This is a genomic window from Candidatus Spongiihabitans sp., assembly GCF_965247905.1.
Taxonomy (GTDB): domain Bacteria; phylum Pseudomonadota; class Gammaproteobacteria; order Arenicellales; family Poriferihabitantaceae; genus Spongiihabitans.
On the sequence record NZ_OZ252047.1, the window covers coordinates 2,054,573 to 2,080,875 of the forward strand.

Annotated in this window: 25 protein-coding genes, 1 tRNA gene and 3 pseudogenes; 13 read left to right on the forward strand and 16 right to left on the reverse strand. The window is 47.2% G+C overall.

What is annotated here, in order from left to right:
• Window positions 1–40: 40 nt before the first annotated feature.
• Window positions 41–1,300 (reverse strand): hemolysin family protein, encoded by a 1,260-nt coding sequence (locus tag ACP158_RS10645; protein ID WP_424946105.1) that lies wholly within the window; start codon window positions 1,298–1,300, stop codon window positions 41–43.
• Window positions 1,297–2,835: a hemolysin family protein gene (locus ACP158_RS10650; protein ID WP_424946106.1), complete on the reverse strand. Its 1,539-nt coding sequence runs from the start codon at window positions 2,833–2,835 to the stop codon at window positions 1,297–1,299. Before ACP158_RS10650 ends, ACP158_RS10645 begins: the two co-directional genes overlap by 4 nt.
• A gap of 189 nt (window positions 2,836–3,024) precedes the next feature.
• Between ACP158_RS10650 and ppk1 the strand changes: the two genes are divergently transcribed.
• Window positions 3,025–5,274, forward strand: coding sequence for a polyphosphate kinase 1 (gene ppk1, locus ACP158_RS10655; protein WP_424946107.1), 2,250 nt, complete (start codon window positions 3,025–3,027; stop codon window positions 5,272–5,274).
• 147 nt (window positions 5,275–5,421) lie between these two features.
• The gene (locus tag ACP158_RS10660) at window positions 5,422–6,183 is read left to right on the forward strand and encodes a sulfite exporter TauE/SafE family protein (RefSeq protein ID WP_424946108.1); all 762 of its coding nucleotides are present in this window, start codon (window positions 5,422–5,424) and stop codon (window positions 6,181–6,183) included.
• Window positions 6,184–6,664: 481 nt separating this feature from the next.
• Here ACP158_RS10660 and ACP158_RS10665 read toward each other — a convergent pair whose 3' ends face one another.
• The 4 genes and pseudogenes from ACP158_RS10665 to ACP158_RS10680 form a co-directional block, all read right to left on the reverse strand.
• Window positions 6,665–6,991: a DUF2059 domain-containing protein gene (locus ACP158_RS10665; RefSeq protein ID WP_424946109.1), complete on the reverse strand. Its 327-nt coding sequence runs from the start codon at window positions 6,989–6,991 to the stop codon at window positions 6,665–6,667.
• Window positions 6,992–7,288: 297 nt separating this feature from the next.
• Window positions 7,289–7,501 (reverse strand): type II toxin-antitoxin system HicB family antitoxin, encoded by a 213-nt coding sequence (locus tag ACP158_RS10670; protein WP_424946110.1) that lies wholly within the window; start codon window positions 7,499–7,501, stop codon window positions 7,289–7,291.
• Window positions 7,494–7,756, reverse strand: a pseudogene (locus ACP158_RS10675) (type II toxin-antitoxin system HicA family toxin). The gene ACP158_RS10670 and the pseudogene ACP158_RS10675 overlap by 8 nt, the downstream one beginning before the upstream one ends.
• A gap of 440 nt (window positions 7,757–8,196) precedes the next feature.
• Window positions 8,197–8,991, reverse strand: a complete 795-nt coding sequence (locus tag ACP158_RS10680) for a hypothetical protein (protein WP_424946111.1) — start codon at window positions 8,989–8,991, stop codon at window positions 8,197–8,199.
• Window positions 8,992–9,423: 432 nt separating this feature from the next.
• Here ACP158_RS10680 and ACP158_RS10685 point away from each other — a divergent pair, with 432 nt between their 5' ends.
• Together ACP158_RS10685 and ACP158_RS10690 are read left to right on the forward strand one after the other, a co-directional pair.
• Window positions 9,424–9,576, forward strand: a complete 153-nt coding sequence (locus tag ACP158_RS10685) for a hypothetical protein (protein WP_424946112.1) — start codon at window positions 9,424–9,426, stop codon at window positions 9,574–9,576.
• A gap of 211 nt (window positions 9,577–9,787) precedes the next feature.
• Complete coding sequence (locus tag ACP158_RS10690) at window positions 9,788–10,306, forward strand: hypothetical protein (protein ID WP_424946113.1); 519 nt, start codon at window positions 9,788–9,790, stop codon at window positions 10,304–10,306.
• A gap of 15 nt (window positions 10,307–10,321) precedes the next feature.
• On the opposite strand, the gene ACP158_RS10695 is transcribed toward ACP158_RS10690, so the two are convergent.
• The 3 genes and pseudogenes from ACP158_RS10695 to ACP158_RS10705 form a co-directional block, all read right to left on the reverse strand.
• Window positions 10,322–11,077, reverse strand: coding sequence for a hypothetical protein (locus tag ACP158_RS10695; RefSeq protein WP_424946114.1), 756 nt, complete (start codon window positions 11,075–11,077; stop codon window positions 10,322–10,324).
• 4 nt (window positions 11,078–11,081) lie between these two features.
• Window positions 11,082–14,108 carry a type ISP restriction/modification enzyme gene (locus ACP158_RS10700; RefSeq protein ID WP_424946115.1) on the reverse strand — a complete coding sequence of 1,009 codons (3,027 nt, stop codon included), beginning with the start codon at window positions 14,106–14,108 and terminating at the stop codon, window positions 11,082–11,084.
• 40 nt (window positions 14,109–14,148) lie between these two features.
• Window positions 14,149–14,298, reverse strand: a pseudogene (locus ACP158_RS10705) (phosphatidylglycerophosphatase A); the annotation flags it as partial.
• Window positions 14,299–14,450: 152 nt separating this feature from the next.
• Between ACP158_RS10705 and ACP158_RS10710 the strand changes: the two are divergent.
• Window positions 14,451–14,588, forward strand: coding sequence for a hypothetical protein (locus ACP158_RS10710; protein WP_424946116.1), 138 nt, complete (start codon window positions 14,451–14,453; stop codon window positions 14,586–14,588).
• Window positions 14,589–14,740: 152 nt separating this feature from the next.
• On the opposite strand, the gene ACP158_RS10715 is transcribed toward ACP158_RS10710, so the two are convergent.
• Both ACP158_RS10715 and ACP158_RS10720 read right to left on the reverse strand, forming a co-directional pair.
• A complete protein-coding gene (locus tag ACP158_RS10715) occupies window positions 14,741–15,085 on the reverse strand; it encodes a P-II family nitrogen regulator (RefSeq protein WP_424946117.1) in 345 nt (114 codons plus the stop codon).
• 21 nt (window positions 15,086–15,106) lie between these two features.
• The gene (locus ACP158_RS10720; RefSeq protein WP_424946118.1) at window positions 15,107–16,339 is read right to left on the reverse strand and encodes an ammonium transporter; all 1,233 of its coding nucleotides are present in this window, start codon (window positions 16,337–16,339) and stop codon (window positions 15,107–15,109) included.
• A 148-nt stretch (window positions 16,340–16,487) separates the two neighbouring features.
• Between ACP158_RS10720 and ACP158_RS10725 the strand changes: the two genes are divergently transcribed.
• Genes ACP158_RS10725 through ACP158_RS10735 form a run of 3 tightly spaced genes read left to right on the forward strand, consistent with a single transcriptional unit; the run spans window position 16,488 to window position 17,074 of the window.
• Window positions 16,488–16,592: a phage integrase N-terminal SAM-like domain-containing protein gene (locus ACP158_RS10725; protein ID WP_424948452.1), complete on the forward strand. Its 105-nt coding sequence runs from the start codon at window positions 16,488–16,490 to the stop codon at window positions 16,590–16,592.
• 30 nt (window positions 16,593–16,622) lie between these two features.
• Window positions 16,623–16,757, forward strand: a complete 135-nt coding sequence (locus ACP158_RS10730; protein WP_424946119.1) for a hypothetical protein — start codon at window positions 16,623–16,625, stop codon at window positions 16,755–16,757.
• A gap of 32 nt (window positions 16,758–16,789) precedes the next feature.
• Window positions 16,790–17,074, forward strand: coding sequence for a hypothetical protein (locus ACP158_RS10735; RefSeq protein WP_424946120.1), 285 nt, complete (start codon window positions 16,790–16,792; stop codon window positions 17,072–17,074).
• 78 nt (window positions 17,075–17,152) lie between these two features.
• Here ACP158_RS10735 and ACP158_RS10740 read toward each other — a convergent pair.
• The 5 genes and pseudogenes from ACP158_RS10740 to dusA form a co-directional block, all read right to left on the reverse strand.
• A pseudogene (locus ACP158_RS10740) lies at window positions 17,153–17,373 on the reverse strand (transposase); the annotation flags it as partial.
• 302 nt (window positions 17,374–17,675) lie between these two features.
• Window positions 17,676–17,921 carry a Trm112 family protein gene (locus ACP158_RS10745; protein WP_424946121.1) on the reverse strand — a complete coding sequence of 82 codons (246 nt, stop codon included), beginning with the start codon at window positions 17,919–17,921 and terminating at the stop codon, window positions 17,676–17,678.
• 26 nt (window positions 17,922–17,947) lie between these two features.
• Window positions 17,948–18,742, reverse strand: a complete 795-nt coding sequence (locus ACP158_RS10750) for a sterol desaturase family protein (protein ID WP_424946122.1) — start codon at window positions 18,740–18,742, stop codon at window positions 17,948–17,950.
• Window positions 18,743–18,840: 98 nt separating this feature from the next.
• Window positions 18,841–19,761 carry an aminotransferase class IV gene (locus ACP158_RS10755; RefSeq protein WP_424946123.1) on the reverse strand — a complete coding sequence of 307 codons (921 nt, stop codon included), beginning with the start codon at window positions 19,759–19,761 and terminating at the stop codon, window positions 18,841–18,843.
• 29 nt (window positions 19,762–19,790) lie between these two features.
• Complete coding sequence (gene dusA, locus ACP158_RS10760; RefSeq protein WP_424946124.1) at window positions 19,791–20,933, reverse strand: tRNA dihydrouridine(20/20a) synthase DusA; 1,143 nt, start codon at window positions 20,931–20,933, stop codon at window positions 19,791–19,793.
• A 200-nt stretch (window positions 20,934–21,133) separates the two neighbouring features.
• On the opposite strand from dusA, the gene gshA reads away from it, so the two are divergent.
• The 5 genes from gshA to ACP158_RS10785 all read left to right on the forward strand — a co-directional run bounded on the left by gshA (window position 21,134) and on the right by ACP158_RS10785 (window position 26,298).
• The gene (gene gshA, locus ACP158_RS10765; RefSeq protein ID WP_424946125.1) at window positions 21,134–22,729 is read left to right on the forward strand and encodes a glutamate--cysteine ligase; all 1,596 of its coding nucleotides are present in this window, start codon (window positions 21,134–21,136) and stop codon (window positions 22,727–22,729) included.
• A gap of 87 nt (window positions 22,730–22,816) precedes the next feature.
• A complete protein-coding gene (locus ACP158_RS10770) occupies window positions 22,817–23,986 on the forward strand; it encodes a trans-sulfuration enzyme family protein (RefSeq protein WP_424946126.1) in 1,170 nt (389 codons plus the stop codon).
• 87 nt (window positions 23,987–24,073) lie between these two features.
• Window positions 24,074–24,150 (forward strand) — tRNA-Arg (locus ACP158_RS10775).
• A gap of 198 nt (window positions 24,151–24,348) precedes the next feature.
• Window positions 24,349–25,593, forward strand: coding sequence for a DNA methyltransferase (locus ACP158_RS10780; protein WP_424946127.1), 1,245 nt, complete (start codon window positions 24,349–24,351; stop codon window positions 25,591–25,593).
• On the forward strand, window positions 25,594–26,298 hold the full coding sequence (locus tag ACP158_RS10785; protein ID WP_424946128.1) for an MvaI/BcnI family restriction endonuclease: 705 nt from the start codon (window positions 25,594–25,596) through the stop codon (window positions 26,296–26,298).
• The last annotated feature ends 5 nt before the right edge of the window (window positions 26,299–26,303 follow it).

Below are 26,303 nucleotides of genomic sequence, written 5' to 3' on the forward strand. Positions count from 1 at the left end.
TTCATGCTGATATTTTTTGGGCGGGTGGAAAGGCGACCGGTCAAATCTTTTCCACTTTTATCTTGACGATGGCTTTATCGGTGCGCTCTTCAACGATAAACCGGTAGCCCTGCTCCATCATATCCTCGCCGCGCTCTGGAATGTGGCCGAGTTGCATCATGATCAACCCGCCAATCGTGTAACAGATTTTGGTATTCAGGTTGATTTCCAACAGATCATTGACTTCGGAAACGGACAATCGTGAATCCACCAGCCAAGTGTCATCGTCAATGGTTTCAAAAATTTTCTTTCGGCGCGGCAAATACTCCTCAAAATCGTAGCCCACATCAATATCACCAACCACTTCCTCGACGATATCTTCCATGGTGATGATGCCAATGGCCGACCCATACTCATCAACCACTACGGCCATGTGATCTTCTCGCTGCCGCAGTATCGGCAGCAGTTGGTCGATAGTCTGAAATTGCAAAACATACTGCGCCGGCTGCATGACCTCGTCCAGTTTTTTCTCCGCGGTGGATTTTTCCATCATGTCCCAAGTGGTCAGCGTGGCAATGCCAACGATATTGCTGATGTTGCTCTTATACACCGGCAACCGGTTATAACCCTTTTGCCGCACCGTGGCGATGGCGCGCACTATGCCGCGGTTATGATTTATGGCGGTAACTTCCGCAATGGGGATCATGGCTTCACCCACCGTGGTGTCGCCAAATCGTATCACCCGACGAATGCGACCACGATCAAAGGCATCAATCGAAGAGGTTCTTTCCGTCATTTCCACCACTGAGCGAATTTGCTCGCGAGTCGTGAACAAATTTTGTTCGACCTTGCCGCCACCTAACAACCGCGCCAGCAACCGCGCGATGCGCGAAAAAATGAATATCGCCGGATAGAACACAAATGCAAACGCTTTCAGCGGGTATATGGCAATCGGCGCTAGTTCATCGGATTTTTGCTGGAAAATGCTTTTGGGGACAATTTCTCCCAAAATCAACAACACCGGGGTGAACACCAAAACTGCATATAAATCTCCGCGCGCGCCGAAAAGTTCAATAAACAAAACGGTGACCAGCGTGGTTAACGCCACCGTGGCGATATTGGTGCCAACCAGCGTGGTGCCGAGCATCACATCCGGCGTCTTGAATAATTCCAATACCGCTTTGGCGCCGCTGTTGCCTTGATTGGCTCGGGCCGTCAGTTTCACTTTGTCGGAGTTGACCAGCGCGATTTCCGAACCCGAGAAGAAGCCCTTGAGCAACAACAGCACGATGATTAAGGCGATGAGCGCGAGTATCGTCATGATGTTTTCCGCACGATAACGTCAGTCTGGATATCGTCAGCCCGGATATCGTCAGCCCGCGCCTCGGCTTCAACGGTCACGGATTCATCAATGTCTTCTGGAATATCATTGATGTCTTCCCGGTCTTCCGCTCTTGGGTCAAGTTCTTCTTGCGCCTTAATAACCCTCTCAGCACGCTCAAAATCCTCCTGATCCACACCTTTGGCTACCCGCACCCGGGAAATCCGATGATCATCCATTTCCAGAATCTGAATCAAAATATCTTCGCTTTCCACCCGATCGCCCTCGCGAGGCAACCGATCGAGCAAGCGAAACGCATAGCCGGCGATGGTGGTCATCCTCGGATCTTCAATGCCGAAATTGGTCAGGTTATTAAAGTCATTTAACTTCATATCGCCGGGCACTTCGTAAATGTTGTAATCCTTTTCCTCATAAAATCCTGCGGTCGCTTTGGAGCCGCCACTGATATCGCCAAAAATAAAATTCAGCACGCCGCGCATGGTGATGAAGCCTTCGACGCCGCCAAACTCATTCAGGCAGGCGGCGGCGCGAACCTTGTTCAACTGAAAAAAATCAAACATTTCATCCACCTTTTTGGTCAACGGCACCACCACTGGAGGATGCATAATATCTTGCGGCAGCAACTCGGATTGATCGGCGTCATCAAGCACGATGCGCAATATATCCTCGGCATGCACAAATCCAACCAGATTGTCGCGATGAGTCTTGAACACCGGCACCCGCGGATGCCGATAGGAAATAAATTTTTCAATCATTTCCGGCACGCTCATTTCCACATTCAAAAAGGCCATTTGCGTTCTCGGCGTCATCACCTCTACAATTTCCGTTTCATTGGCCTCCAACAAGTTATAAATCAGCGCGCGCTCGGTCGCATCCAAGCCGCCATCTTCGGACACTTGCTCGACCAAAGTCAGAAATTCATCGACCTGTAAAATGTTATCCGCGGTTTTAATTTCGCCGACAAACAAGGTGGTGATGCGGTCGGCGATGCCGCGAATCGCCCAGCGAATGGGGGCAATCAGTCTTATCCAAAGCGCCAACGGCTCGGCAACGATTCGGGTGCTGTATCGAATCGGATTTGATACCGCGATGGTTTTTGGCGTCACTTCCCCCATAAGCAAAAACAGCGGCACCATAACCAACAGATTCATGATTACTATTTTGTCAGGCTCATACAGCGATATTAAAATCGACGCCATATTCGCGGCAGCGGCAATATTGACTAATTCATTGCCGCTCAATATGGAAATAATCAACCGCCTCGGCTGATCGAGCAATTCGTGGATGGTTTCGGAGCGGGGATTTTGCTCGCGCCGAAGTTGTTGAAGATCTAATCGGGAAAGAGAGAAAAGCGCTGTTTCAGAACTGGAAAAGAAGGCCGAGCAGACCAGCAGGCACAGCTGTATCCCCAACCGAAAAATCATATTCGGCTCGGATAGCATGGCGGCATCGAACGCAAAAAACTCGACCACGGACTGCCAGTACTGATTGAGAATGTGCAGCAACTGTTCCATTGGAATTTGGATTAAAGGATAAGTCGGGGGGGTGCTCGCTCATTTAAAAAATCGATGTGTTAGAAAGCATAGCCTCAAGATTGAATTAGCGTTACTATCGCTCAATATGACTTTGATTTCAATAAAAAATGTATAATCCAGATTGAACTCACAATCACGCCATTATCCTAGTTTGCCGAGAACCGACCGATGACCACCCTCAGTAAAATCAAACTAAACCAGGTAGTCAAACTGAACACGCTGGAATCTTCGAGGCCATCGGAGAAAATCCCTGTGGAAATCAACCCGGCAATTAACCCGGATATGGACCCTGAAAATAACCTTGCTCATGATCTTGATGCGCCGGAATGGTATCTCAATCGTGAACTGACCTGGCTGGAATTTAATCGCCGGGTTTTGCACGAAGCGACCGATGCGGTTAATCCGTTGCTGGAGCGGCTTAAGTTTTTTGCGATATTCGCATCAAACATTGATGAATTTTTTATGAAGCGGGTCGGCAGTCTCAAACTCCTGCTAGCCGCTAATATAACTGAATTAACCGTTGATGGCCGAACACCAGAACAACAATTGCAGGAATGCGCGGAGCGGGTCAATGCCATCGAGGATATCCGAAATCAATCATTGCCGACCTTGTTAAAGGAGTTGGAAGCTTATGACATCCGAATTCTGGACTACGATGCTTTGGAGCAAAAGCAGCAGGATTTTCTGCGGCTGCATTATCTGGAAAACATTTTCCCGCTGGTAACGCCGCAAATATTTGATCCGGCGCATCCGTTTCCGTTTATTTCCAACCTGTCGCTGAATATATTAGTCACGCTACAACCCGGCATTGGCGAGGAGGCCGCCCTGGCCAGGGTGAAGGTGCCGGTTGGCGCGGGCATTTCCCGGTTTGTCCGGATCGGCGATACCCACCACTATGTGCCACTGGAGCAGATTATCGCCCAAAACCTTGATTTACTGTTTCCCGGCGAAAAGCAAATTGATTATGACTACTTTTTCGTTACCCGAAACGCCGGCGCCGAGCGTCAGGAATCGGGCACGAATGATTTGCTGTCAATGATTGAGTTGGAATTGCGCGACCGACGAATCGCCCCCATTGTCAGGCTGGTGGTCAACCCCGGCATGGAGCAGGAAAAAAAACGCATGATTGTCGATCAGTTGGGATTGGACGCTGACACCGATGTATTCGAAACCCCAAACCTGATGGCGCAACGAGATTTGTTTGAACTGATAAACCTGCCCATTGCCGGGTTGCATTACCCGCCGCATCACCCTACCAATCACCATCGGCTTCAGGATACTCAGCGCAGCATTTTTTACTTGCTGCGCGAGGCGGAATCGATGCTGCTGCAACATCCGTATGAATCTTTCACCAGCTCGGTGGTAAGATTTCTTGAAGAGGCCGCCAATGATAACAAGGTTCGGGCGATTAAAATGTCCTTGTACCGCACCGACAAGGAAACACGGGTGGTTGATTTGCTGGTGCAAGCGGCAAAAAATGGCAAGCAAGTTGCCGTGGTGGTCGAAATCAAGGCTAAATTTGACGAGGCGGCGAATATACAATGGGCCGAAAGCATGGAGGAAGCGGGCATCCATGTCACCTACGGCGTGATTGGCTTGAAAACCCACTGCAAAGTCCTTATGGTGGTGCGACAGGATTACAGCAAACTAAGACGCTACGTTCATATTGGCACCGGCAACTATCACGGCGGCACCGCCAAGCAATACACCGATCTCGGCTTGCTGACCTGCGATGAAGAAATTGGCCATGATGTGACCGAGTTATTCAATTATCTGACCACTGGTCATTCCCGAAAGCGCAACTTCCAGCGCATTCTGGTCGCGCCCAAACAAATGAAAAAGGAGCTGATGGATCGCATCCATCGGGAAGTGGCCAATATGAAAAACGGCCATAAGGGCTTGATTCAGATTAAATCAAATGCGCTTGAAGACCAGGACATGGTAAGGGCGCTTTATCAGGCTTCCATGGCTGGCGTTAAAATTGATTTGATTATTCGCGACACCTGCCGATTGCGTCCCGGCGTCGCCGGATTATCGGACAATATTTCCGTTATCAGCATCGTCGGCCGTTTCCTTGAACACAGCAGAATATTCTATTTTTTCAATGCCGGGAAAGAAGAGTATTTAATTGGCTCGGCTGATTTAATGAAAAGAAATCTTGAAAGCCGTGTGGAAGTGATTACGCCGATCGATAAGGAATCATTAAAAATTGAACTGAGATTAATTTTTAACACGCTGCTGGACGACCAAATGGATAGTTGGGAAATGCAATCTGATGGCACCTATATCAAACGCAAACCGAAATCGGCTGAAGCCATTGGATGCCAAGTGAAACAAATGGAATTCGCGCAAACCCGATTAAAAACCAAACGCTATAAAAAATTACTCAGAACGGTTAGCGCAAGAAAAAGGAATTAGCCGAAAAGGAAATAGCCAAAAGGAATTAGTTGTAGCAACCGGCAACGCTGCCCCCTTTTTTTGGATTTGCCCGAAACGGCCCGCTTATAGACGACCTATTATAGACGACCTGTTATAGACGACCCGCTGCTATAAAAAACACTAAAAATGTTGTTATCCCCGGTGTTGACATTCATCGTCTTGGTCGTCGGCATTCTAATCGGCGGCGTTGGCATTGGCGGCGTGTTGCTGGTGCCCGCGCTTAAATACCTGGGCGGCATCCCGTTGCATGTGGCTATTCCGGCTTGCATGTTTAGTTATATCGTTACCGGTTTGGTTGGGGCATTCATTTACGCTCGGCATGGAACAATCAATTGGCCGTTGGCGATCAAAGTTTGTGTGGGTGCTTTGCCGGGAGCCTATATCGGTGCTTTCCTGCTACCTTATTTTTCCGCTATCGTGCTGGAATTGGGTATTGCACTTTTGATATTGGCCTCGGGTATTTATGCTTGGCGTAATAATGGCCCTCCTAATGATGACAGCGGGTCTGAAACCAATCGGTGTTCAAGCACTGCGGCATTGGTTGCGATTGGATTGATTACCGGGATTGGATCGGCCCTGACCGGAACCGGCGGGCCGTTGTTGCTGGTGCCGATTCTGATCTGGCGCAAGTTGCCGATCCTGACTGCCATCGGACTTTCCCAGGCGATACAGGTGCCGATCTCGGTGATGGCGACGCTGGGCAATCTTGTTTATACCGAAGTGGATATTAAACTCGGTTTGACTCTGGCACTGGTGCTTGGCGGGGGCGCATTGCTGGGCGCGAAAGTATCGCATATGCTACCTGTTGAAATTTTGAAAAAATCGGTAGCCGGACTTCTGATTGCAGTGGGCCTGGTAATGTTGTATCGATTGCCCATGCAGTTATAAACATGCAGTTATAAACATGTAGTTATAAACATGGCGCAGTTATGAGAATGACTAAGTTAGTTGCCCAAGTTAGTGTTAGAAGTAAATGGAACTGTCCGGATTTATAACACGTGGATTGTCCGCTTTTGTTTGTTTTGGATTTCCCCTGAAGGCGTAGCCGGATATGTCTTAATTCGGATTCTTGAATATTAAGCAATGTTTTGTTTATATCCATATATGTAAGTCTAACGGTGGAGTTGACCTGCCAATTGTAACAGCATATTGGATGCTCGCATCTTTTTATGCTGGAGAAATTGGTCTGGTCGAACGCTTTGTTAGATGGTGCTTTGCACCGAGAAAAAGCGCAGACCAGTTTAGGTCAACTCCACCGTTCCCTCGGTGCGAAGCACCGAGGGAACGTTTCACATCACCAGCAGCAAAAAGCAGGGTGAGGAATGAACGACGCTTTTTACTGTCTGAGTGCATGTGATTGTTATATTTTTTAATCAAGTTCCACTTTCAGTCTGTCGGTATAACGTTTTTGAAAATTAGTGAAAAACTCTACTTGTAGTGGCGCAACCTCTTGAGTTAACAAAGGCATTTTTTTAATCATATTTTGCATTATTTCTGTAGAGTAAAATTTATTTAATTCTTGTAGCTCTTGCACTGTAAAATGGTTTTTATAAATAGGAATCATCTTATAGAGCATTTCATCAAGTGTAATAGCCTCTTCTAACGCAATATCCATTACTTTTTTTATTTCTTCAGAATCTTCCGGATACTTGGTGGATAGTTGTAACTTGAAATTCTGTGCAAGTTGTTTTTGCATGTTATCCAGAGCTTGCCTAGTTCCGGAAACATTAAAATAATGTCTTAATTCTGTTTCAAAATTATCTGTTGGTCTGTATCCAGAATATTTTGCCTGTACAATATTGCTTTCTGGGAATATTTTGTCCCAATTCTAAAGCCCTGCCGTAACCAAAATACCAATTAAGCCAATGATCGCAATTAAGACTTCATTGCCTTTACTTTTTGTTTCAGCACTCATAGTGCATCCTCCAATTTGAGTTTTGAAATATAACGCTTGAATTCAGCCGACGCGTTAGCGGTCGGCTGGAATGATTTGTTAGGCAAACATTAATTTATGACCTTTAGATTCGGGGATGTAATCGCCAAACTCATTAGCAGTATCTATCCATAATTTTATTGCTTCGTTGACATTAGATAGTGCTTCTTGTTGAGAATTGCCATGGGCGATACAGCCTGATAACTCAGGCACTTCTGCAATAAAAACATCATCTTCATTACTCCAATATACAATGGTTTCATATTTATACATTTTTACTGCCTCCTAATTTATATTTGAGAATAACATTACGAACTTGTGCAACCTGATAAGGCTTGGCTTTGCCACCGTCTTTTTGTAAATTGATTTTTTTTCTGTAACCCCTTCTTTTCTGAAAATATGATGGCTACCATGAACTCTCATAATAAAACCCATCTTATCAAGGATATGACATAAATCAGAAAATGATATATTAGAATCGGATTGACCTATAAGAATCTGAGTTAAAAGCTTTGTATATTTACTTATATAATTTTCCAGTTCTCATGCTTAGTACACCATAGCCTAACGCTTGAATTCAGCCGACGCGTCAGCGGTCGGCTGAAATGAATTGTTAGGTGTTTTTAAATAATTAATGTTTGTGTCCCCTTATCTTAAAGGAATCATTGCCTTACGATTCACCATTATCTCCCCCAACCTGTCATTGCCCGGCTTGTTCCGGGCAATCCAGTTATTAAACTCAGCGGCGTTAGCCGCTATCATTCATCGCTATCCTGCCCATCATCCAACTCGTGGATACAATCGAAGTACCCACTTCACAGGATGCAAGACTCCGAAATCATCACCTGCTCGACAAAGCGGTACTCATCGGAGGCATACTGCTAAGTAACGTGTCCGTCAAATCAAGTGCCGAGTTTTAAAACTGAGTCGGCACTTTGAGAGATGTGGTGATGCTGGATTGTCTTTTACTATCGAACCGTTTCGAACAAACCATCAGCAGTTGTTCGCGCCAGAATACGATTTCCTCCAAAGCCTAGTGTTCCTCCGATTGCGTAACAATACTCAAAAAGCAGAATGTCTTCGAATCCATCTCCAGTGAAATCTGCTCGTGCGACTTCAACCAACTGCTGTCCCATGCCTTCCTCTTCGACAACCAGAGTATTTTGACTAGTCCGCTTCACTATCATTGTGCCATCATCAACCTTGTCTTGGTAGCTTTGATCTGGAACCCTGTTCTCTCCTTCGTCCGCTAAATCGGGAAATAGATCGTAAGGTATGAAGTTTAGGTCCACGATACCAACACGTGGATTGCTGATAAAGCTTTGCTCAGGCGTTGATGCAGTGCGCAGTGAATTCAATAGCCCGCATTGATGCTCAAAAAAGACAGATGTCTTTATGTCATAGGTAGTAAAAGCATAATATCCTGCCTTTATAGCTTCGTCATACTCTCTACATGTCTGTACAAGAATTTTGGCCTTCTCGTCGTTTGGATCTGTCAGGGATACACCCTCAAGGTGGCTGTTTTTGCCCAGCCGAATTGGTCGATCCCGGAGTTCTTTAATATCTGATCTGGCAATGCTCTGGATTTCAGAGTGATCCACAAAATGTAGTCGTTCAATTAGTTGAAAAATATCGTCGGAGTTCCTTTCGCTTTCATTGAAAATTTCAGCCACATCTTCGAACGTGATTTCTCCACTCTCCACTCCTTGTTGCAGGAGTATAAGTGCTTTTCCTCGGTCGTATAATTCCTTTTTGTGACTCAAGTTTTTTACGATTTTTTTCTTGTGTCGCGAGGCCAAGTCAAGAAAATAATGTGTTTGAGGTGAATCTAAAACGTCTCCACCCTTTCGGAGGTTGGCTCCCGGGTGACACGGAAGCAGATTCTCAGACCCCGATATTTTAAAATTGTCATCTAGTCCAAGGCTAGTCGCGAGTTCTCTGAACTCGTCGGGATTGGCAGCGAGTCGCTCAGGGATAATGTGGTCTATGTGGAAGTTGCTCACATCGAGCAAACAACCCGTGTATGCGCACTTCTTATTGTGTGCGTTCCAAATCGCTTCTCGCAACTCGGCACTGAATTTCTGTTTCGACATATACCCTTAGGATAACAAGGTTGGTGGGCTTTAGGAACTCACTGGCTACCTGGACAAGCCACCACCGAACCACTGGCGCATTTTTGCGCCTCCACTCGGTCATTGTCCGGCTTGTTCCGGGCAATCCAGTGGAATATGTCGTCCGGCGTAGCCGGACTCATTTGCGGCGAAGCCGCGCCGTTCGATGCGAGAATGACGGCAAGGCGGTGGTGCTTGTTGTTTACCGCTAATGTATTAGCGCGTCCCGGCGGCTAACGCCGCCACTCTGGATCCCCGCCTGCCGGCGAGGATGACAAGTTGGGGATACAATGGTAAATTGGAAGGCAATGAGTCCTTTTGAGAAGACAATGGTAAACGAAAAAAACTGACAGCATGTCGGTTTCCTTTTTTTTGTCATGCCACGAATCCAGAATGTTTCTGGCATTATTCATGTCTCGGAAAATATTTTTAATACGCAGGTGAGCAAATGACTACAGAAGAATCACAATTATTTATGACATTTGGCGGGTATCTGTTGAACATGATATCAGCCATCATCGGCGGATTGATTGCTATTGCAGGTGGTTACATGACAATCAGGGTTTCGCATAAATTAAATCGAAAATCTTCAAAGGCAGATTTAAAAAAGAAAAAATTAGAGCAATTAGTTACTGCAGCATATAAAACACTGCATTGGCTGGATAATAATAGAGAGCTCCGACTTGCTGGGGCTGATGTGAAATTGCCTAAATTCCCAATATACAAAACTAAAATGCTCTCTAAACTTTATGTTCCTGAACTTGAATCGGAAGTTCACCGCCTTATCATCGCGGCTGATGCCTACCAAAATTGGATTTTAGAAGGACACCGGTCGCGGTTAAAAAGAGAAAAACTCAGCGACCCATATCTCAAAAAATTTAAACATGTTCATGAAGAATTACGACTTTCCGTTTCCAATATAACCAATGAGGCGGCTGAGATGATAGAAAATATCGACAACCACTAACTCTGGCGCATGTAATTATCGCGAGGTAGATGGGGATTTTTGGTCGGAGTTAGCCGTTTTGGATTGCGGATAGAGTTGAACTACTTCGCTGACATTCACCAACCTTATTTCTTTCTCGTTTTTATCCCAAATAAGGTGATACTTTTCAAAAGACCTTGCCAAAGTGCCAACGATTTGAGTTTCCCTTTGTGTTTCCCTCAGAACAAACACATATTGAGTGCCGCCGCCTCTTGTGATTTCTTGGGCATCACCAATGCCTAGGAAACTACAAACTATTAAAACAATTGGAGTAAAACAACTGGCAACAAGGAATCCATCCGATGTTTGTTGTCTTATTTTCTCGTGTCCGAAAACAAACCGGAAAAACAAAATCCAAGAAAAGAGCAAATAGATTCCCCATTCTCGAATTGCTATATCAAGATTAAATGATAATTTAAGTATAGGTATTGCCACTATAAGCATGGGTATATACTTAGTAGAATCCCTGAACCGTGCTACGCGCTTTGGGTTTCGTGATGTTTGGACTATCTCATCTTCCGACATACCTTGTTCTATTCGTCTGCTAAACATTTCATAAATGAATAGTACAAAAATACTTATTATGGCAAGTGGAATCCAATTTAACGAACTCCGCAAATGATCTGATAATGTGGTTGGCATTTCTGAGAAATTGGTATCAAGAACATAGAAAAATCCAAAGTCATAACTTACAGATGCACCTAAAATGAAAACACCTAACAAACTAATGAGCGAAGGCAACTTGTCTAACATTGGCTTACCCTTCGCGCATCTGGTTGATAATTTTCATGGTTTTGACGCTGACCGTGCAAACCCTGCCGAGCAAGTCGATGACATGTTCTTTGTGGTCGGCGAATCGGTAGGTGTTGAATTTTTCACGGATGGTGGGGTCTTTGGGCTTTTTTTCTTTGTATTGATCCAGCACCCATTCCAACGCCGAACGACCGCCCAACTGATAGTTCCACGCCTCACAGGGGATGTCGGTCAGTTGGGTTTTTTGGTCAAGCGTGATGATGCCTTTTTGTTTGTCGGCTTTGAGTTTCGCGTCTCCGGCTTCACAGGGTTTGTCTATGCGCTTTAATGGATACGGCGGTTGCTTTTCAAAATCAATATGTAGGGTCATCAATTCCTTGCCCCATTTCACCCATTTGGCAAAGTCATCATAAAACGGCAGACGCGGAAATTCGCGCTTGAGATTGACCGCGTATTTTTCCCGATAGGCGGGGTTATGCAACACCGCGTAGGTGTAATGAAAAACATCCTCGGCGGTGATTTTTTTGGTGGCGTAATGATTTTGAAATTTCTGGATGCCCCATTGCGTTATATTGCTACGGCGATCGCCTTTTTCATCATAGCGATAAAGTGGAAGGCACTGCGTATCGCCGGTGAAGTGGAGATTAGGCACTTTATTGCCTCCCAAAACATAATAATCCTTGCCATTCACATTAAAGCATATAACTCTGTTTTCTCCTTTCTTGCCGGTCGGAAAAATGTTCGGCATCTGATACAAACGATGGACGATGCGATTTTGATAATAAAGTTTTTGCTTTACAAAAGGGCGATAAAGGGAATCAATAATACTGTCGTTTGAATAGTTGATTTCATTTCCTTTGAGCAAATGGGCTTCTAATTCAGTCGTCCATTTAATCTCTCGGTTAACCCAATCTCCGATTTTACCTTTGTGTGGATTTTCTTTATGGAATCGCAAAATCTCATCGTCATAAAACTTACAAAAATAACGAACTTTCTTTCTAAGATTGGATTTATCAAAATCATAAGTCCAGTCGTCTCGATTGGTTACTACACCCAGTGAAAATAATTTAAAGACCGCACTTGTATCTTTGGGGTTTTCTGTTTTGGCAAGTTTCGTTTTCTTGTTCGCAAGACAAAGTAATCCATCAAAATCATTGTCGGTTTGCTCCAGCCAATTCTGTTTTTGGTCGGGGACGATGTGTTCGAAATTAATATCAGAAAAAGCGGTGATGGAAAGAAACGCAAGTTTGTCCTCGGCGGAATCATAATCGCCGCATTGGTAATAATGGATTTCGCAGCCATCCGCCTCCTTGCGGCGCACAAAAAATCCAATGGCAACGCCGGTCATAATCCCAAATACATTTTGTACGCCGGGCATTTTTCGTATATCACCACCCAGATCCACGGCGTAGATTTCGTTGAATTCTTCGCAAACGATTTTGCGAAACCCGTCATCCTGCTTTGAGTCCAGCCACGAACGATTGGTGATAAACGCCAGCACACCATCATTATCCAATCGGTCGGATGCCCAGCGGATGAATCTTTTATACATGTCGTATTGTTTGGTCTTTTGCGCGGTGCTTCGCGCGATGTAAGTTTCCTTGATTCGCGCATCTATGCCGGGATATTCGCGATTCTTGTTGTTGTCATTTTCATTGCGCTGATTGGCGTTATACGGCGGATTACCGATGATGACCGAGATGCGTTTTTCGTTTTGTTTTTTTACGCGTTGCAGATTTTCATGACTCAGCGAACCGATTAAATCTGCTTGCCCTTTGCCCTTGCGTCCGACAAAGCCAAGATTGTCCAGCGTGTCTACAAAACAGATATTCGGAAACTCTTTATATGTTCCGGTTTTTTGTTTGTAGGTGTATTCAATGTTCAAGTTGGCGATGTAATACGGCAGGATGCTGACTTCGTTGGCGTGGATTTCGTGTTGGTATTTATACGGCAGGTTGGCGGTGGGGATGAATTCGATGAGGTCGGTGATGAAGGTGCCGGTGCCGGCGGCGGGATCCAGAATTTGCACATTTTTGTCGTAAATACGACGACCAAAATGTTTATGCACCAATTCATCCGTGGCTTTAATCATGAAATCCACGATTTCATTCGGCGTATAAACCACGCCGAGGCGGTCAGCGGCTTTGGGGTTATACACCTTGTAAAAATCTTCATAAATCGCTTTCAGAAACTTCTGCTTTTCCTGATGACTTTCAATGCTGGCGGCAGTAGCGGTGATGGCGCTGTAATATCCTTTCAGACGATCCACCATTGCACGTTTGGTGTCGCCGGTGAAGAAAGTTTCTTCGAGGTGGTCAAGACGACTGGCGATGTTGTTTTCTTTGTGGAATTGATCCTCGTTAAATACCTTGAGAAAGATGTCTTTGGTCAAGATATGTTGAATCAGCATTTCGCGCACATCGGCTGCCTCCACTTCGGGGTTGATGGTTTCGCGGCACAATTGGAGAAAGTCATCGGCGGCGGTGCGGAAGTCGGATTTTGTTTGGTAGGATTTGGTAATCATTTCGCGCAACGCAATCAGCACTTGCGGCATGTCTTCCTTGAATTGTGCGGTGGCTTTATGGAAGTTGGCGACTTCCGGCGGCGCGTGGTGCAAAAATTTCAGAATGAGCGCGTCCAGTTCTTTGGCATCTTCCATGTTTACGCGCCGCACTTCCTCGTTGTCTTGTATCAATACCGCTTCTACGGTGTTCTCAAACAGAATGTTTGAGGTGCGGTAGCCGCGTTGGTGAATTTTTTTGTCTATCTCTTTGTCCAGATCGTCTTTGTCGTCCTTCGCTTCCCAATACCCCCAGGGCAAGCGCATCTTGTCCTTGATGGTGCCATCCGGTCTTGCCTTGCGATTGTCGGCATCCGGGTGTTCCGCTATCAGCGTCAAGTCGCGGTTTGCGCAATATTTTTTCAGGCAGGTTTGAAACGCATCTCGCAATTCGCTTTCGTTGCGGGAGCCGCTGACCTTGCGCAGGTTTTCCAGTTCGGCGTGATAGGCGTTGATAAATTGAATACTCATAATGGATCTCTATCAGGTATGACCGATGCGTTGATTATAATTAAAACCACGACAACACCAACCGCAACGCCAGGTTGGCGAAAATGCCGGCGATCAGGTCGTCGAGCATGATGCCGATGCCGCCGTGAAGGCGTCGGTCGATCAGGCCGATGGGCCAGGGTTTGGCGATGTCAAACAAGCGAATAATTAAGGGGACACAACACTTAATTATGAACCTACGGGTAGTGATGGGGTTTCCTAAAACCGCAGAAAAAACCCTTGGGAGAATACTAACAAAGAATAAAGACTAGGGCAAAGCAAACAAGGCTGATAATTAAGTGTTGTGTCCCCTTATTTCCCTTATTGTCTCTCCAATCCGTCATTGCCCGGCTTGTTCCGGGCAATCCAGTTATTAAACCGTTCGGCGTAGCCGAACTCCTCATTTCGGCGGCGAAGCCGCCGGCTTTGTGTCCGACTGCGTCGGACTCTTTACTCAACTAGATCCCCGTTTGCGGCGAGAATGAGGAAGAAACTGTCAGCGAAATAGTGAACACATACAATTACCCGCCCACATGGTTATTGGCCGGGCAATCCAGACAAGGGCGTTAGCCCTTGTATTAATGCCGTCACGCGTAGCGTGACTCCTCAACAATTCACAGCAGACCGATGTCGCCGGATTCGCCGGTGCGTATGCGCACCGCGTCTTCCAGATTCAGAACAAAAATCTTGCCGGTGCTGATTTCGCCGGTGTTGGCGTGTTCGATGATGGTCGCCTTGGTGCGTTCGACGAGGTCGTCGGTAACGGCGACCATCAACAACTGCATGGGCTTTAGTTCGGTTTTGTAGGTGGTGCCCCGGTAAATTTCGGTACGGTCTTTGCGCTCTCTGCCGAATCCTCGAATTTCCCAGGTGGTCAAGCCAAGCACATCGTCTTTGGAAAGTGCATGCATGACCGTATCAAATCGATGCGGCTTGACCGTGGCAATAATCATTTTCATATCAACCTCCTGTGCGTTGCGTTATAAGTGATAACTGTGTTCGCCGTGAGAACTGTAATCCAGACCCTCCAGTTCATCACGTTCATCCACCCGTAAGCCGACCAGTTTCCTGACCAACACGACAAGCAGGTATGAGGCTACGGCGGTCCACACGACCACCACCACCGTGCCTATTATCTGGCTGATAAGTTGTTCGGAGATGCTACGCTCAAGACCGAGACCACCGAACGCCGAGGCACCGAATACCGCGGTCAACAGCGTGCCGATGATGCCGCCGACTCCGTGCACCGCGAATACATCAAGGGCGTCGTCAATGTGTAGTTTGAATTTAATCCACTCCACCGCAAGATAGCAGACTACGCCGCCGACAAGGCCGATAACCAACCCGCCGACCGGACCCACGAAACCCGAGGCCGGGGTAATTGAGGCAAGCCCGGCAATCAAGCCGGTGACCAGGCCGATGAGGCTGGGTTTGCCGAAGCGCAGTTTTTCGATGACCACCCATACCAGCGCGGCGGTTGATGCCGAGATATGGGTGACAAAAATCGCCATGGACGCAGCACCGTTGGCGGCCAGGGCGCTACCGCCGTTGAAACCATACCAGCCGACCCACAGCATGGCTGCGCCGGCCATGGTCAAGCCGGGATTGTGGGGCGGGTGCAGGTCGCCGGGAAAGTCGCGGCGCGGGCCCAGCATGATTGCCAGTACCAAGGCGGCCACGGCAGCGGTGGCGTGCACCACCAAACCACCGGCAAAATCCAATACGCCGAGGTCGGCGAGGAAGCCGCCGCCCCAAAGCCAGTGGGCGACCGGCGCGTAGACAAGGAGCATCCACAAGCCGCTGAACAACACCACATGCAGGAATTTAATGCGTTCAACATATGCACCGACAATCAACGCCGGGGTGATGACCGCGAAGGTCATTTGAAACACGCAGAACAAGATTTCCGGGATACTGCCCGATAGGGTGTCGGTGCCGATTCCGATGAGGAGCACTTTGCCGAGACCGCCCCACCACGCATTGGCATTGCCACCGTCACCAAAGGCGATGCTGTAACCGGCAAGCAACCACAGCACCGATGACACGCAAGCCACGGAAAAACACTGCATCATCACCGACAGGACGTTGCCGGAGCGCACCAGCCCACTGTAAAACAAAGCCAGCCCCGGCAGTGTCATCATCAGGATGAATGCGCTCGCCACCAGAATCCACGCGGTGTCGCCGCTGTCCAGTCCGGTCTGGGCGTACGCCATGCTTGGCAACCACATCAGCGCAACGGCACAAAATCCCGAAAATGGCGAAAAAACGCGCCGAACCCGCGCAAAAATATGCATGGATAGCATCTCCAGATAAAAACCAATGGCGAAGTGTACAGCATTATTCGGAACTATACTGCAAGCAATGTTGCGCCGACAGGGTTATGCCTATGCGACTGAAAATACCTATTGTGATTGGGTTAGTCGATTTATTAAATTTCATCAATTAAAAAGGTTCAAGATACTTTAAGCGGTGATTTCGGATAGATTTTAGCAGATATTGACACCCATTTTCGTGGCGCATATGGAAGCGAAACTCACACTCTTTCATAAGGAGTCCGGCTACGCCGGACGACATATTTTAACTGGATTCCCGCCTGCGGCGAGAATGACGGGCTGGGGGGGACAACGGTGAATCGGAAGGCGATGAGTCCTTTTGAGGGGGCAATGGTAAATAATTGTCACGCAAAGCCTGACACTAAAACGTGCTCTATTACCTATAATCCGTCATTGCCCGGCCCATATTATTATTATTGGCCGGGCAATCCAGTTATTAAACCGTTCGGCGTAGCCGGACTCCTTTGCGGCGAAGCCGCCGGTTTGTGTCTGGCAAAGCCGGATGCCAAAAGGAGTCACGCTACGCGTGACAGATATTTAACTGGATTCCCGCCTTCGGCGAGAATGACGGGCGGGAGGGCGATTCTTTCCGCCTTCGGCGAGAATGACGAATAAGAGTCGTCATTGCCCGGCCCATATTATTGTTGGCCGGGCAATCCAGTGGAATATGCCGTCCGGCGTAGCCGGACTCCTTTTCCATCCGTCGGCGCGGATCGCGCTTCCTTCAAGGATGTTTCCTTGCATGATAGGCAACAGGCTCTCACGTGAACAGTTCACAATTTCGACGTAAACTTTCCCTTCTCTTTGGAGAAGCCCAAGGACCGGTGTTTGTCGGCTGCTCCACGACCGCGCTTGCCACGAATTCGACGGGCTCCGAAATAACTTTCATCTAATTCTAAAATACCTGCATCCGCATGACTTGCCATGAAATACGCCACCATATGGCGACGCAATTTTGCGTAGATAACCTTTGCACGAACGATGGAAAATATGAGTCAGTTGATGGGTTTCATAAGCATTCAAATCCAGGGCAAAACATTTCAGCAGTTGTCTGAATTTGTTTTCTGAAATATGCGAGCGGCGATAATACTTGTTTTTCTCTTTCGTCATAGTGCTTTGGCCTAACATTAATTGGTTGAAGTTCACCAGAACCTAATGAAAATTTAACAGAAAAAACACCTATCGCACTATCCTGATTTTGGGGCCACTTCTAAACTTACCATCCCTCTATTTGGTCTGTTGCGATACTCTGGCTTTCGAGCATAATCGGGATATTGTTTTCGATGCGGTAAATTATATTTTTGTTGCGGGTAATCAGTGCTTTCTGAAGCGGTTCCGAAATAGATTCACCATCCATAGTTTGGAGAGTTCCTTTGGCTATCAATCCGTTTAACTGCCGAAGTTTTTGTTCTTCCAACATGAAAACCGGCAGCTTTGTGATCGGGCAGACCAGAATTTCCATGAGTTTTCTACTTATAGGCATGGCGTTCATTGAGGTCGAAACGGCTGGGTGAGCAATTTATCCAGCCTGGCGTCTTCTTTTTGGTTGAAAATCTCAAGCCCAATGGTCATTCCGCAATGCCCGTCTTTCGGCTGCGCGACATAACTGCCGAACAATCGATCCCACCATGACAGGCAAAACCCGTAATTAAAATCGTGTTCATTTTTATATACGGAATGATGAACACGGTGCATATCCGGGGTTACCACAAGGTAACGAAGATATTTATCCAGCCACCGAGGCATTCGCACATTACTATGGTTAAACATAGCCGAGCTATTTAATATGATTTCGAATCCGATGACAGCAAGAATCGGCGCGCCAAGTAAAATTATCACGGCAGCCTTAATTAAAATGGACAGCAATATTTCGATGGGATGAAATCGAAGTGCGGTGGTAACATCAAACTCAGTGTCGGTATGGTGCATCCGATGGATTCGCCACAATGAATCGAACCTGTGAAACAATCTATGCTGCCAGTATATTGCCATATCCAATATCAGCAGGGTCAGTATAATCGAGGGCCATAGCGATACCTTGAACCAGATAAGCAACCCGAATTTATATTCCAGCGATAGTAAGGAGGCCCCAAGGGCTGACGCTGGGACGAGCACAAGCAACATTGAATTGATCAGGAAAATTCCGAAATTGGATGGCCAGCGCAGTTTCCTTAATATGTTTAAGCGTCTGGGCGCTAACAATTCCCATAATACCAGCGCCCCGAGCACGATTGAAAATGCATAAAGGCGGATAACCATGTCGAAGCTTAAATTTTCAAACATCCATCGTCTCGCTAATTATAGTTGCTTATGTAGTGCGCCTGAGTCGGGTACCTGAGTCAGGTACCTGAGTCGAGTACCTGATCGCGCAATTAAGCATACTAATGAAAAAAATCGAACCAGGCATGTTCTTTATTTTCTTTAACAAAATCTTCCAGCATCCGTTTATAAATTGTCATGGCCTGGCGGGTCTGCTGCCCGCCCCCGGACGGGAACTCAATCTTGCTTCCGCCGACCGAATATAATGCGCGAACCGGCATGACCTCGCGGGTGGCGCTGGTTACGAAACACTCCGTGGCATCGGCGAGTTCTTTACTATGGATGGGCCGTTGCACAACCTCAATATTGGCATCGGCAAACAATGAAATCAGCGAACGCCGGGTCAGTCCATCGAGGTTGCCGCCCGCCGGCGTAACCAGTTTTCCATCCACCACGAACCAAACATTGCTGTTTGAGCACTCGGTGACCAGCCCGTTTGCATCAAGCATCAAGCAATCATCGGCGCCGCGTTTTTTGGCTTCGCCCAATGCAATAATATTGTTCAAATAATTTCCGCCCTTGATATTGGGATCGAGACTGTTCACGCTATTGCGGCGCAATTTCGGCACCGCCAGGGTCACCCCGTTATCATAGAATTCCCGATTCCACTGCGGCGCGGCCTTGACAATAATCACCAACCTGGTTTGCAGCGACAGTTCAGGATTAAGATCAATCGGGCCTTCGCCGCGCGTAATCTGGTAGCGCGTATAAACATCTTCTCCGGCAGCCGGCAAACTTGCACGGACAGTGCGCTTCACCGCATCGATAATTTCCTGCTTGCTTTGATTGATGTTCATTTCGATCAACCGCGCCGAATTCAACAGCCTTTGATAATGCTCATCAAACAGAAACGGGATGCCGGAATAAGTTCTAAACACCTCATACACCGAATCGCCATACAGAAACCCCCGGTCTGCCACCGGAATGCGCGTATCCGCCAAACCGCTAATCGCCCCATCAATGTAGCCAACCGCTTTAACCAAGTTAATCTCCCGGTAATTTCAGTCAATGTTCAGTTAGCACTGGCATTATCGCCATGGACGGCGTGTATGCCGCGGGCGCAGGATGCGCAGGAGCGGCCGGCGTATCGACCATATCCTGCCCCGCCATTCACGCCATCATGGGCATGATGGCGCGCGCCCATCGGCGCCGCGTTGGCGTTGGCGTTGGCGTCCGCGTCAACCCATTTTAACGCTTCATGAATCACTTCAATCCCTGCATTTTTCTTGGCACCGTGTTCAGACAGATACCTGCGCCATCTTTTGGCGCCGGGTTGCGCATGAAAAAGTCCGAGCATGTGCCGCGTCATACGACCGAGATAAACCCCCTTGCTCAACTGTTTTTCCACATAAGGCAAATAGGCATGCACAATATCCCGGCGGCTTTGCACTGGCGCGAGGCGACCTGAACTCGACTCGTCGCAGGCAAAAAAATAATCGTCAATTTCCTTGATTATCCAGGGATTTTGGTAAGCCTCGCGACCGGCCATCACGCCGTCCACCCTGGACAGGTGATGCTCAATTTGATCGACGCTGGTGATGCCGCCGTTTAAGGTAAATTGAACACTTGGAAAATCCTGCTTCAAGCGATAGACCCGGTCGTAGCGCAGCGGCGGCAGATTGCGGTTTTGTTTCGGACTCAAGCCTTTCAGCCACGCCTTTCGGGCATGAATAATAAAATGTCGGCAACCGGCATCCGAGACGGTGTTGATGAAACTGGCCAGATGTTCATAACTATCGCGATGGTCGATGCCAATTCGGGTTTTCACCGTGACCGGAATGGCAACGCGGCTGACCATGCGCTCAATGCAGTCCGCCACCAACTGCGGTTGCGCCATCAGGCACGCGCCGAATTGCGCGCTTTTAACTCGGTCACTGGGGCAGCCGATGTTTAGATTGACTTCATCGTAGCCCCATTGTTCCGCTAACTGCGCGCAAAAACTGAGTGCTTCCGGATCGCAGCCACCGAGTTGCAACGCCACAGGATGCTCGCAAGGATCAAATCTTAAAAATCGTTCTCGGTCGCCATGCATGATGGAACCGACCACCACCATTTCCGTGTATAGCCGGACATGGCGGGAAAACAGCCGAAAAAATGCCCGACAATGCCGGTCGGTACGGTCAAGCATAGGGGCGATGGAAAAATATGAATTCACAATAACAAGGCGAAATAGCGAGCCGGCAAGATGGAAATAGTTTTAGAATGTCCCGAATAATGCCACTCTGACACGCTAAGGGCAACAAAATCCGCCCAACAAATTCATCAAACAAATTCATCAGACAAATTAATTAAAGGTGGGTTGATTTTCTCGCTCACTGCATCCACTCTATGGCTATCACAATAACAAGTCCCGCCGTGCCTGAAAATATTGAACAAACCCTGGATGCCCTGGTTTCGCGAGGAATCGAAAAACATCTGGGCAACTTGCAACGCGGTATAGAGAAGGAAAGCTTGCGGGTCGATTCGAATGGATTGCTCGCGCAAACCCCGCACCCCTACAAATTGGGATCGGCGTTAACCCACCCGATGATCACCACGGATTACTGCGAATCCCTGCTCGAATTTGTTACTCCGGTGCATAATAATATCGACAGCCTGCTGCAGGAACTCCAGGATATTCATCATTTCACCTACCAGCACATTGGCGATGAAAAACTCTGGGTGAACAGCATGCCGTGCATCGTTGAAAGCGAGGAAAAAATTCCGATTGCCCGTTACGGCTCATCCAATGTCGCTAAAATGAAGGAAGCCTATCGCCGTGGTCTGAGTCACCGTTATGGTTCATTGATGCAAACCATTGCCGGCATCCATTTCAATTTTTCCATGCCGGATTCATTTTGGCGCGATTATTTTGCGTGCGATTCAGCCGGCGAATTGCCCGCGCACTCGCCTTACCAAGCGCGAAAATCGGAGCAGTATTTTTCCTTGATCAGGAACTTCCATCACCATTCCTGGATCGGCAGTTATTTGTTTGGCGCGTCGCCTGCGGTTTGTCGATCTTTTCTCAGAGGGCGCGAGCACATACTCGAAGATTTTGAGGCGCATAGTTTCTACGCCGCCAACGCCACCTCATTGCGATTGAGCAAATTGGGATACAGCAATGATGCGCAGGCCGGCATTGAAATTAACTACAACGGCATCGACCACTTTGTGCAATCGTTGAGACGCGCCATTCAGACGGTGAATCCCGCTTACGAAAAATTTGGCGTCAACATCAATGGCCAATACCAACAACTCAACGCCAACCTGCTGCAAATCGAAAATGAATTTTATGCTTCAATTCGCCCGAAACGGGTCGCCGCCTCAGGCGAAAGTCCGTCCCGAGCGCTTTTGCAACGAGGCGTGGAATATATCGAAGTGCGCAGCATCGATTTAAACCCGTTCACGCCGCTCGGAATTGATGCCGACTGCATTCGTTTTATGGACGTGTTATTGCTCTATTGCCTGTTTTCGGATAGCGCCCCATTGAGCCCGGATGATTTTCGGGCGGCGCAGGCAAACCAACAAAAAATTGTCATGCAGGGACGGGATGGGCATCTCAAAATGAATACTGATCGGGGAGAAAAATCCGCTAAGGCTGCGATGATGGCACTGCTTGGTCAAATGCGCCCAGTCGCGGAACTGTTGGATCAAGCAAATAATTCAAATGGTTATCGATCCATGATGACGCAACAAATCAACAAGGTTGAAGATTCGGCGCTCACGCCTTCGGCACGAATCATTAATCGGATGCGCTCGGAAAATCTCAGCTTCTATGAATTTTCGACCGAGATGTCAGAGAACTCCGAAAGGCTGTTCAAACAAAAATGCCTCGCCCCCGAGACCAATCAAAAATTTGAAAATCTTGCCGCGCAATCCCATGCCGCGCAACTTGAAATAGAAAGCGGCGATACGTTATCTTTTGATGAATTTCTTGAAGATTACTTTGAGCGGCAGAATGCACTCCAGTAAGCGATCGACCGCGCCGAATATTTTCTTGCCAATCGGCGTGCTAAAATGTGAACCTGTTTTTCACGCTGACAGTCATCAGGGCAACCCATGAGCACCGACCCACAACCCGACTTTAAAACCAGAGAAGTTCACGCCGGCGTCCGGCCCGATCCAGTGACCGGCGCGATTTTAACGCCCATCTACCAATCAACCACCTATGTCCAGGAATCGGTGGAAAAATATCTTGACAAGGGCTATTCATACAGCCGCTCGGGCAATCCCACGGTGACCGCTTTGGAAGATCGGATCACGGCATTGGAGGGCGGCGCGGGCAGCGCCTGTTTTGCCACCGGCATGGCCGCCACCAGCGCGGTGATGATGGCCATGCTCAACGCCGGTGATCATGCCGTATTGTCAGACGTGGTTTATGGCGGCACCCACCGACTCTGCACCAAGGTGTTGGCGCGCTTTGGCGTGGCATACAGTTTTGTCGACACCGCAAATCCGCAAGCCGTGGCCGCCGCGTTGCGCGACAACACCAAACTGATTTTCACCGAAACTCCCGCGAATCCGACCTTGAAACTCACCGATATTGCGGCGCTGTCCGAAATCGCCAAAGCCAAAGGCATTCCGCATGTCTGCGACAACACATTCCTGACCCCGTACTACCAACGCCCGCTGGAATTAGGCGCCGATGTGTCGTTGCATAGCACAACCAAATTCATGGAAGGGCATAATGTCAGCGTTGGCGGCTCGATTACCGCCGCGGATGAAGCGCAGTTGGAAGCGATAAAGTTTATCCGAAATTGTCTGGGCAGCAACATGTCGCCGATGGTGGCCTTCTATACCTTGCAAGGATGCAAGACCATGAGCACCCGGCTGGAAGCGCAATCCGCCAACGCGCTCAAAATCGCGAATTTTCTTGAAGCCCACGCCATGGTGGAACGAGTCGCCTACCCGGGCTTGGATTCATTTCCGCAAAAAGCGCTGGCCGACCGCCAGGCCAGCGGGCACGGTTCCATGCTGTGGTTTGAAGTCAAAGGCGGCGTGACCACGGGCAAGAAATTGATGGCCAGGTTGCAACTATGGAGCCTGGCGGAAAACCTCGGTTCAGTGGAATCCATGGTCACCCATTCGGTCACCATGACCCATGCCGACATGCCTCGGGAAGAACGCATGAAGGCGGGAATCACCGATGGCTTGGTGCGATTGTCCGCAGGGCTTGAGTCTGCGGATGATCTGATTGCCGATTTAAAACAAGCCCTGGACGGATTGTAAAAACGGATTGCAAGACACAACTCGTACCCGTCGGCGTATTGTCGGGTAAAGTTTTTACTTCGGCACTTGCGATGCAATTCAATTCACGCCCCGGTAGCTCAGTCGGATAGAGCGGCCGCCTCCTAAGCGGCAGGTCGGAGGTTCAAATCCTCTCCGGGGCGCCAGTTTTTCTAAATTTTGTTGACCAAGCAACTATTGGCTTTCCATATCAGTGTTTTCCAAGGATAAGTTTCGCAAATATTGATTGTCGTTTTCTGGCATAGCCTATTTCCGGTCACGGTCGAGATGGTATAATAAATTAAGAAAATCAATGACCCAAAAGCCACTTGTATTTAGAGAGTAAAAAGTATGAAATTCAAAATATGAAATACGAAGACTATAGTTGGGATTTTCGCCATGCCGACACCAAAGAACTTACGCATTGCATTCATGCCTATCCGGCAATGATGATTCCACAAATCGCAAGAAGATTATTGCGAAAATATGGCTCTTCATCCGAACTATTGTTCGACCCTTATTGTGGTAGCGGAACTTCACTGTTGGAAGCGAATATGATAAATATAAATGCAATCGGAGCCGACTTGAATCCACTGGCTCGATTGATTGCGAATACAAAAACAACCCCAATCGATATGCAGACTTTGGATTTATATCTAAAGGATTTTCACGATTATTCCTTTAATTTTCAGTTTAATATCCGGCAGTCATTTTCCATCGTTATTCCGCAATTTGACAATATTAATTTTTGGTTTAATGAAAATACACTGAAAAAACTCGCTTTGATTAAGAAATATATCGACAATATTAAATTACCAAAAGTTAAAAATTTTTTTCTGATCGCATTTAGTGAAACAGTGCGTGAATCATCGCTGACAAAAAAGAGCGAATTCAAATTAGTGCGTATTCCAGAAGAGAAGCGCGAGGTTTTTAATCCTGATAGTTTTGGAATTATGCTTGCCAAATTATCCCGCAACAAACAAGGACTTGCAAATTTTATTCAGCAAAAACGAAATAGCGCCTTCTCAAAAATATATGATTTCAATACTGTGCATTCCATGCCAAAGAATCTTGTTTCAGATGAGTCCATCGACATTGTCATCACCTCTCCGCCATATGGCGATTCGAGAACCACTGTTGCCTATGGCCAGTATTCGCGACTTGCCAATCAGTGGATGGGAATAAAAAATGCTTCAAGTATCGATAAAAGCTTGATGGGGGGCGTGAAATATCACGCTGATTTTAATTTTGATTCCGCGCATTTACGCAAAATATTGGAGAAAATAAACCACCAGGATTCTAAGCGCGGCAAGGAAGTGGAATCATTTTTCATTGATTATAAAAACTCAATAGACAACGTTTCAAAAACGATTAAGAGAAAGGGAATTGTTTGTTATGTGGTCGGAAACAGAACGGTGAAAGATATTAATATCCCGATGGATTTAATCACTCAGGATTTTTTTGAAAACAATGGTTTTGGACATTTGGAAACCATTATAAGAAACATACCAAACAAAAGAATGCCGTCCGAAAATTCCCCCTCGAATATTCCAGGAAAAAAATCGACGACAATGAAAAACGAGTTTATCGTGGTTTTCGAGAAACATTAAATGACCTTGCAAGAAATTCAGCGTCAACTTTTGCGCTTAAAGGAAAAAGGTTTTGTTCCTTCGAGAAGAAGGGGCGCGACGGGAATCGGCCACACGCTCGAACAAGAACTTAACTTAACCGAAAGCAATTTATCTATTCCAGATATTGGCGGACGCATAGAATTAAAAGCCACGCGCAAAAATTCAAACTCATTGATCACATTATTCACTTTTAATCGATCAGTCTGGCACAGGGACAAAAAAGAAATAATCGAAAACTATGGCTATCTTGACGAAACAAATCGCCAATCCTTGTATTCCACGATTTTTTACGCGCAACAAAATCCACACAACTTAAAACTTGAACTGGATAAATCGAATCATACGGTCCATCTGCCGCATCATTCCGGCGCATTGCTCGCCACTTGGAGCATCTACACGATAGTAGGAAAATTTATTTCCAAACTTGAAAGATTATTAGTGGTCTTAGCGGACAGCCAGACAAATGAGATCTCAGGCGGGGAAGAATTTTTGTTTAATGAAGCCTATCTTCTCGAAAACCCGTTGCCTGATAATTTTTTGACCGCTTTTGAGAATTCACAAATCGCCATTGACCTAAGAATGCATCTCAAAACCAGCGGCGTGGTGCGAAATCACGGAACAGCTTTCCGCATAAAAGAACGCGATATTATTGATTTATACGCAGATAGAAGAAAAATTTTGTAGCCATT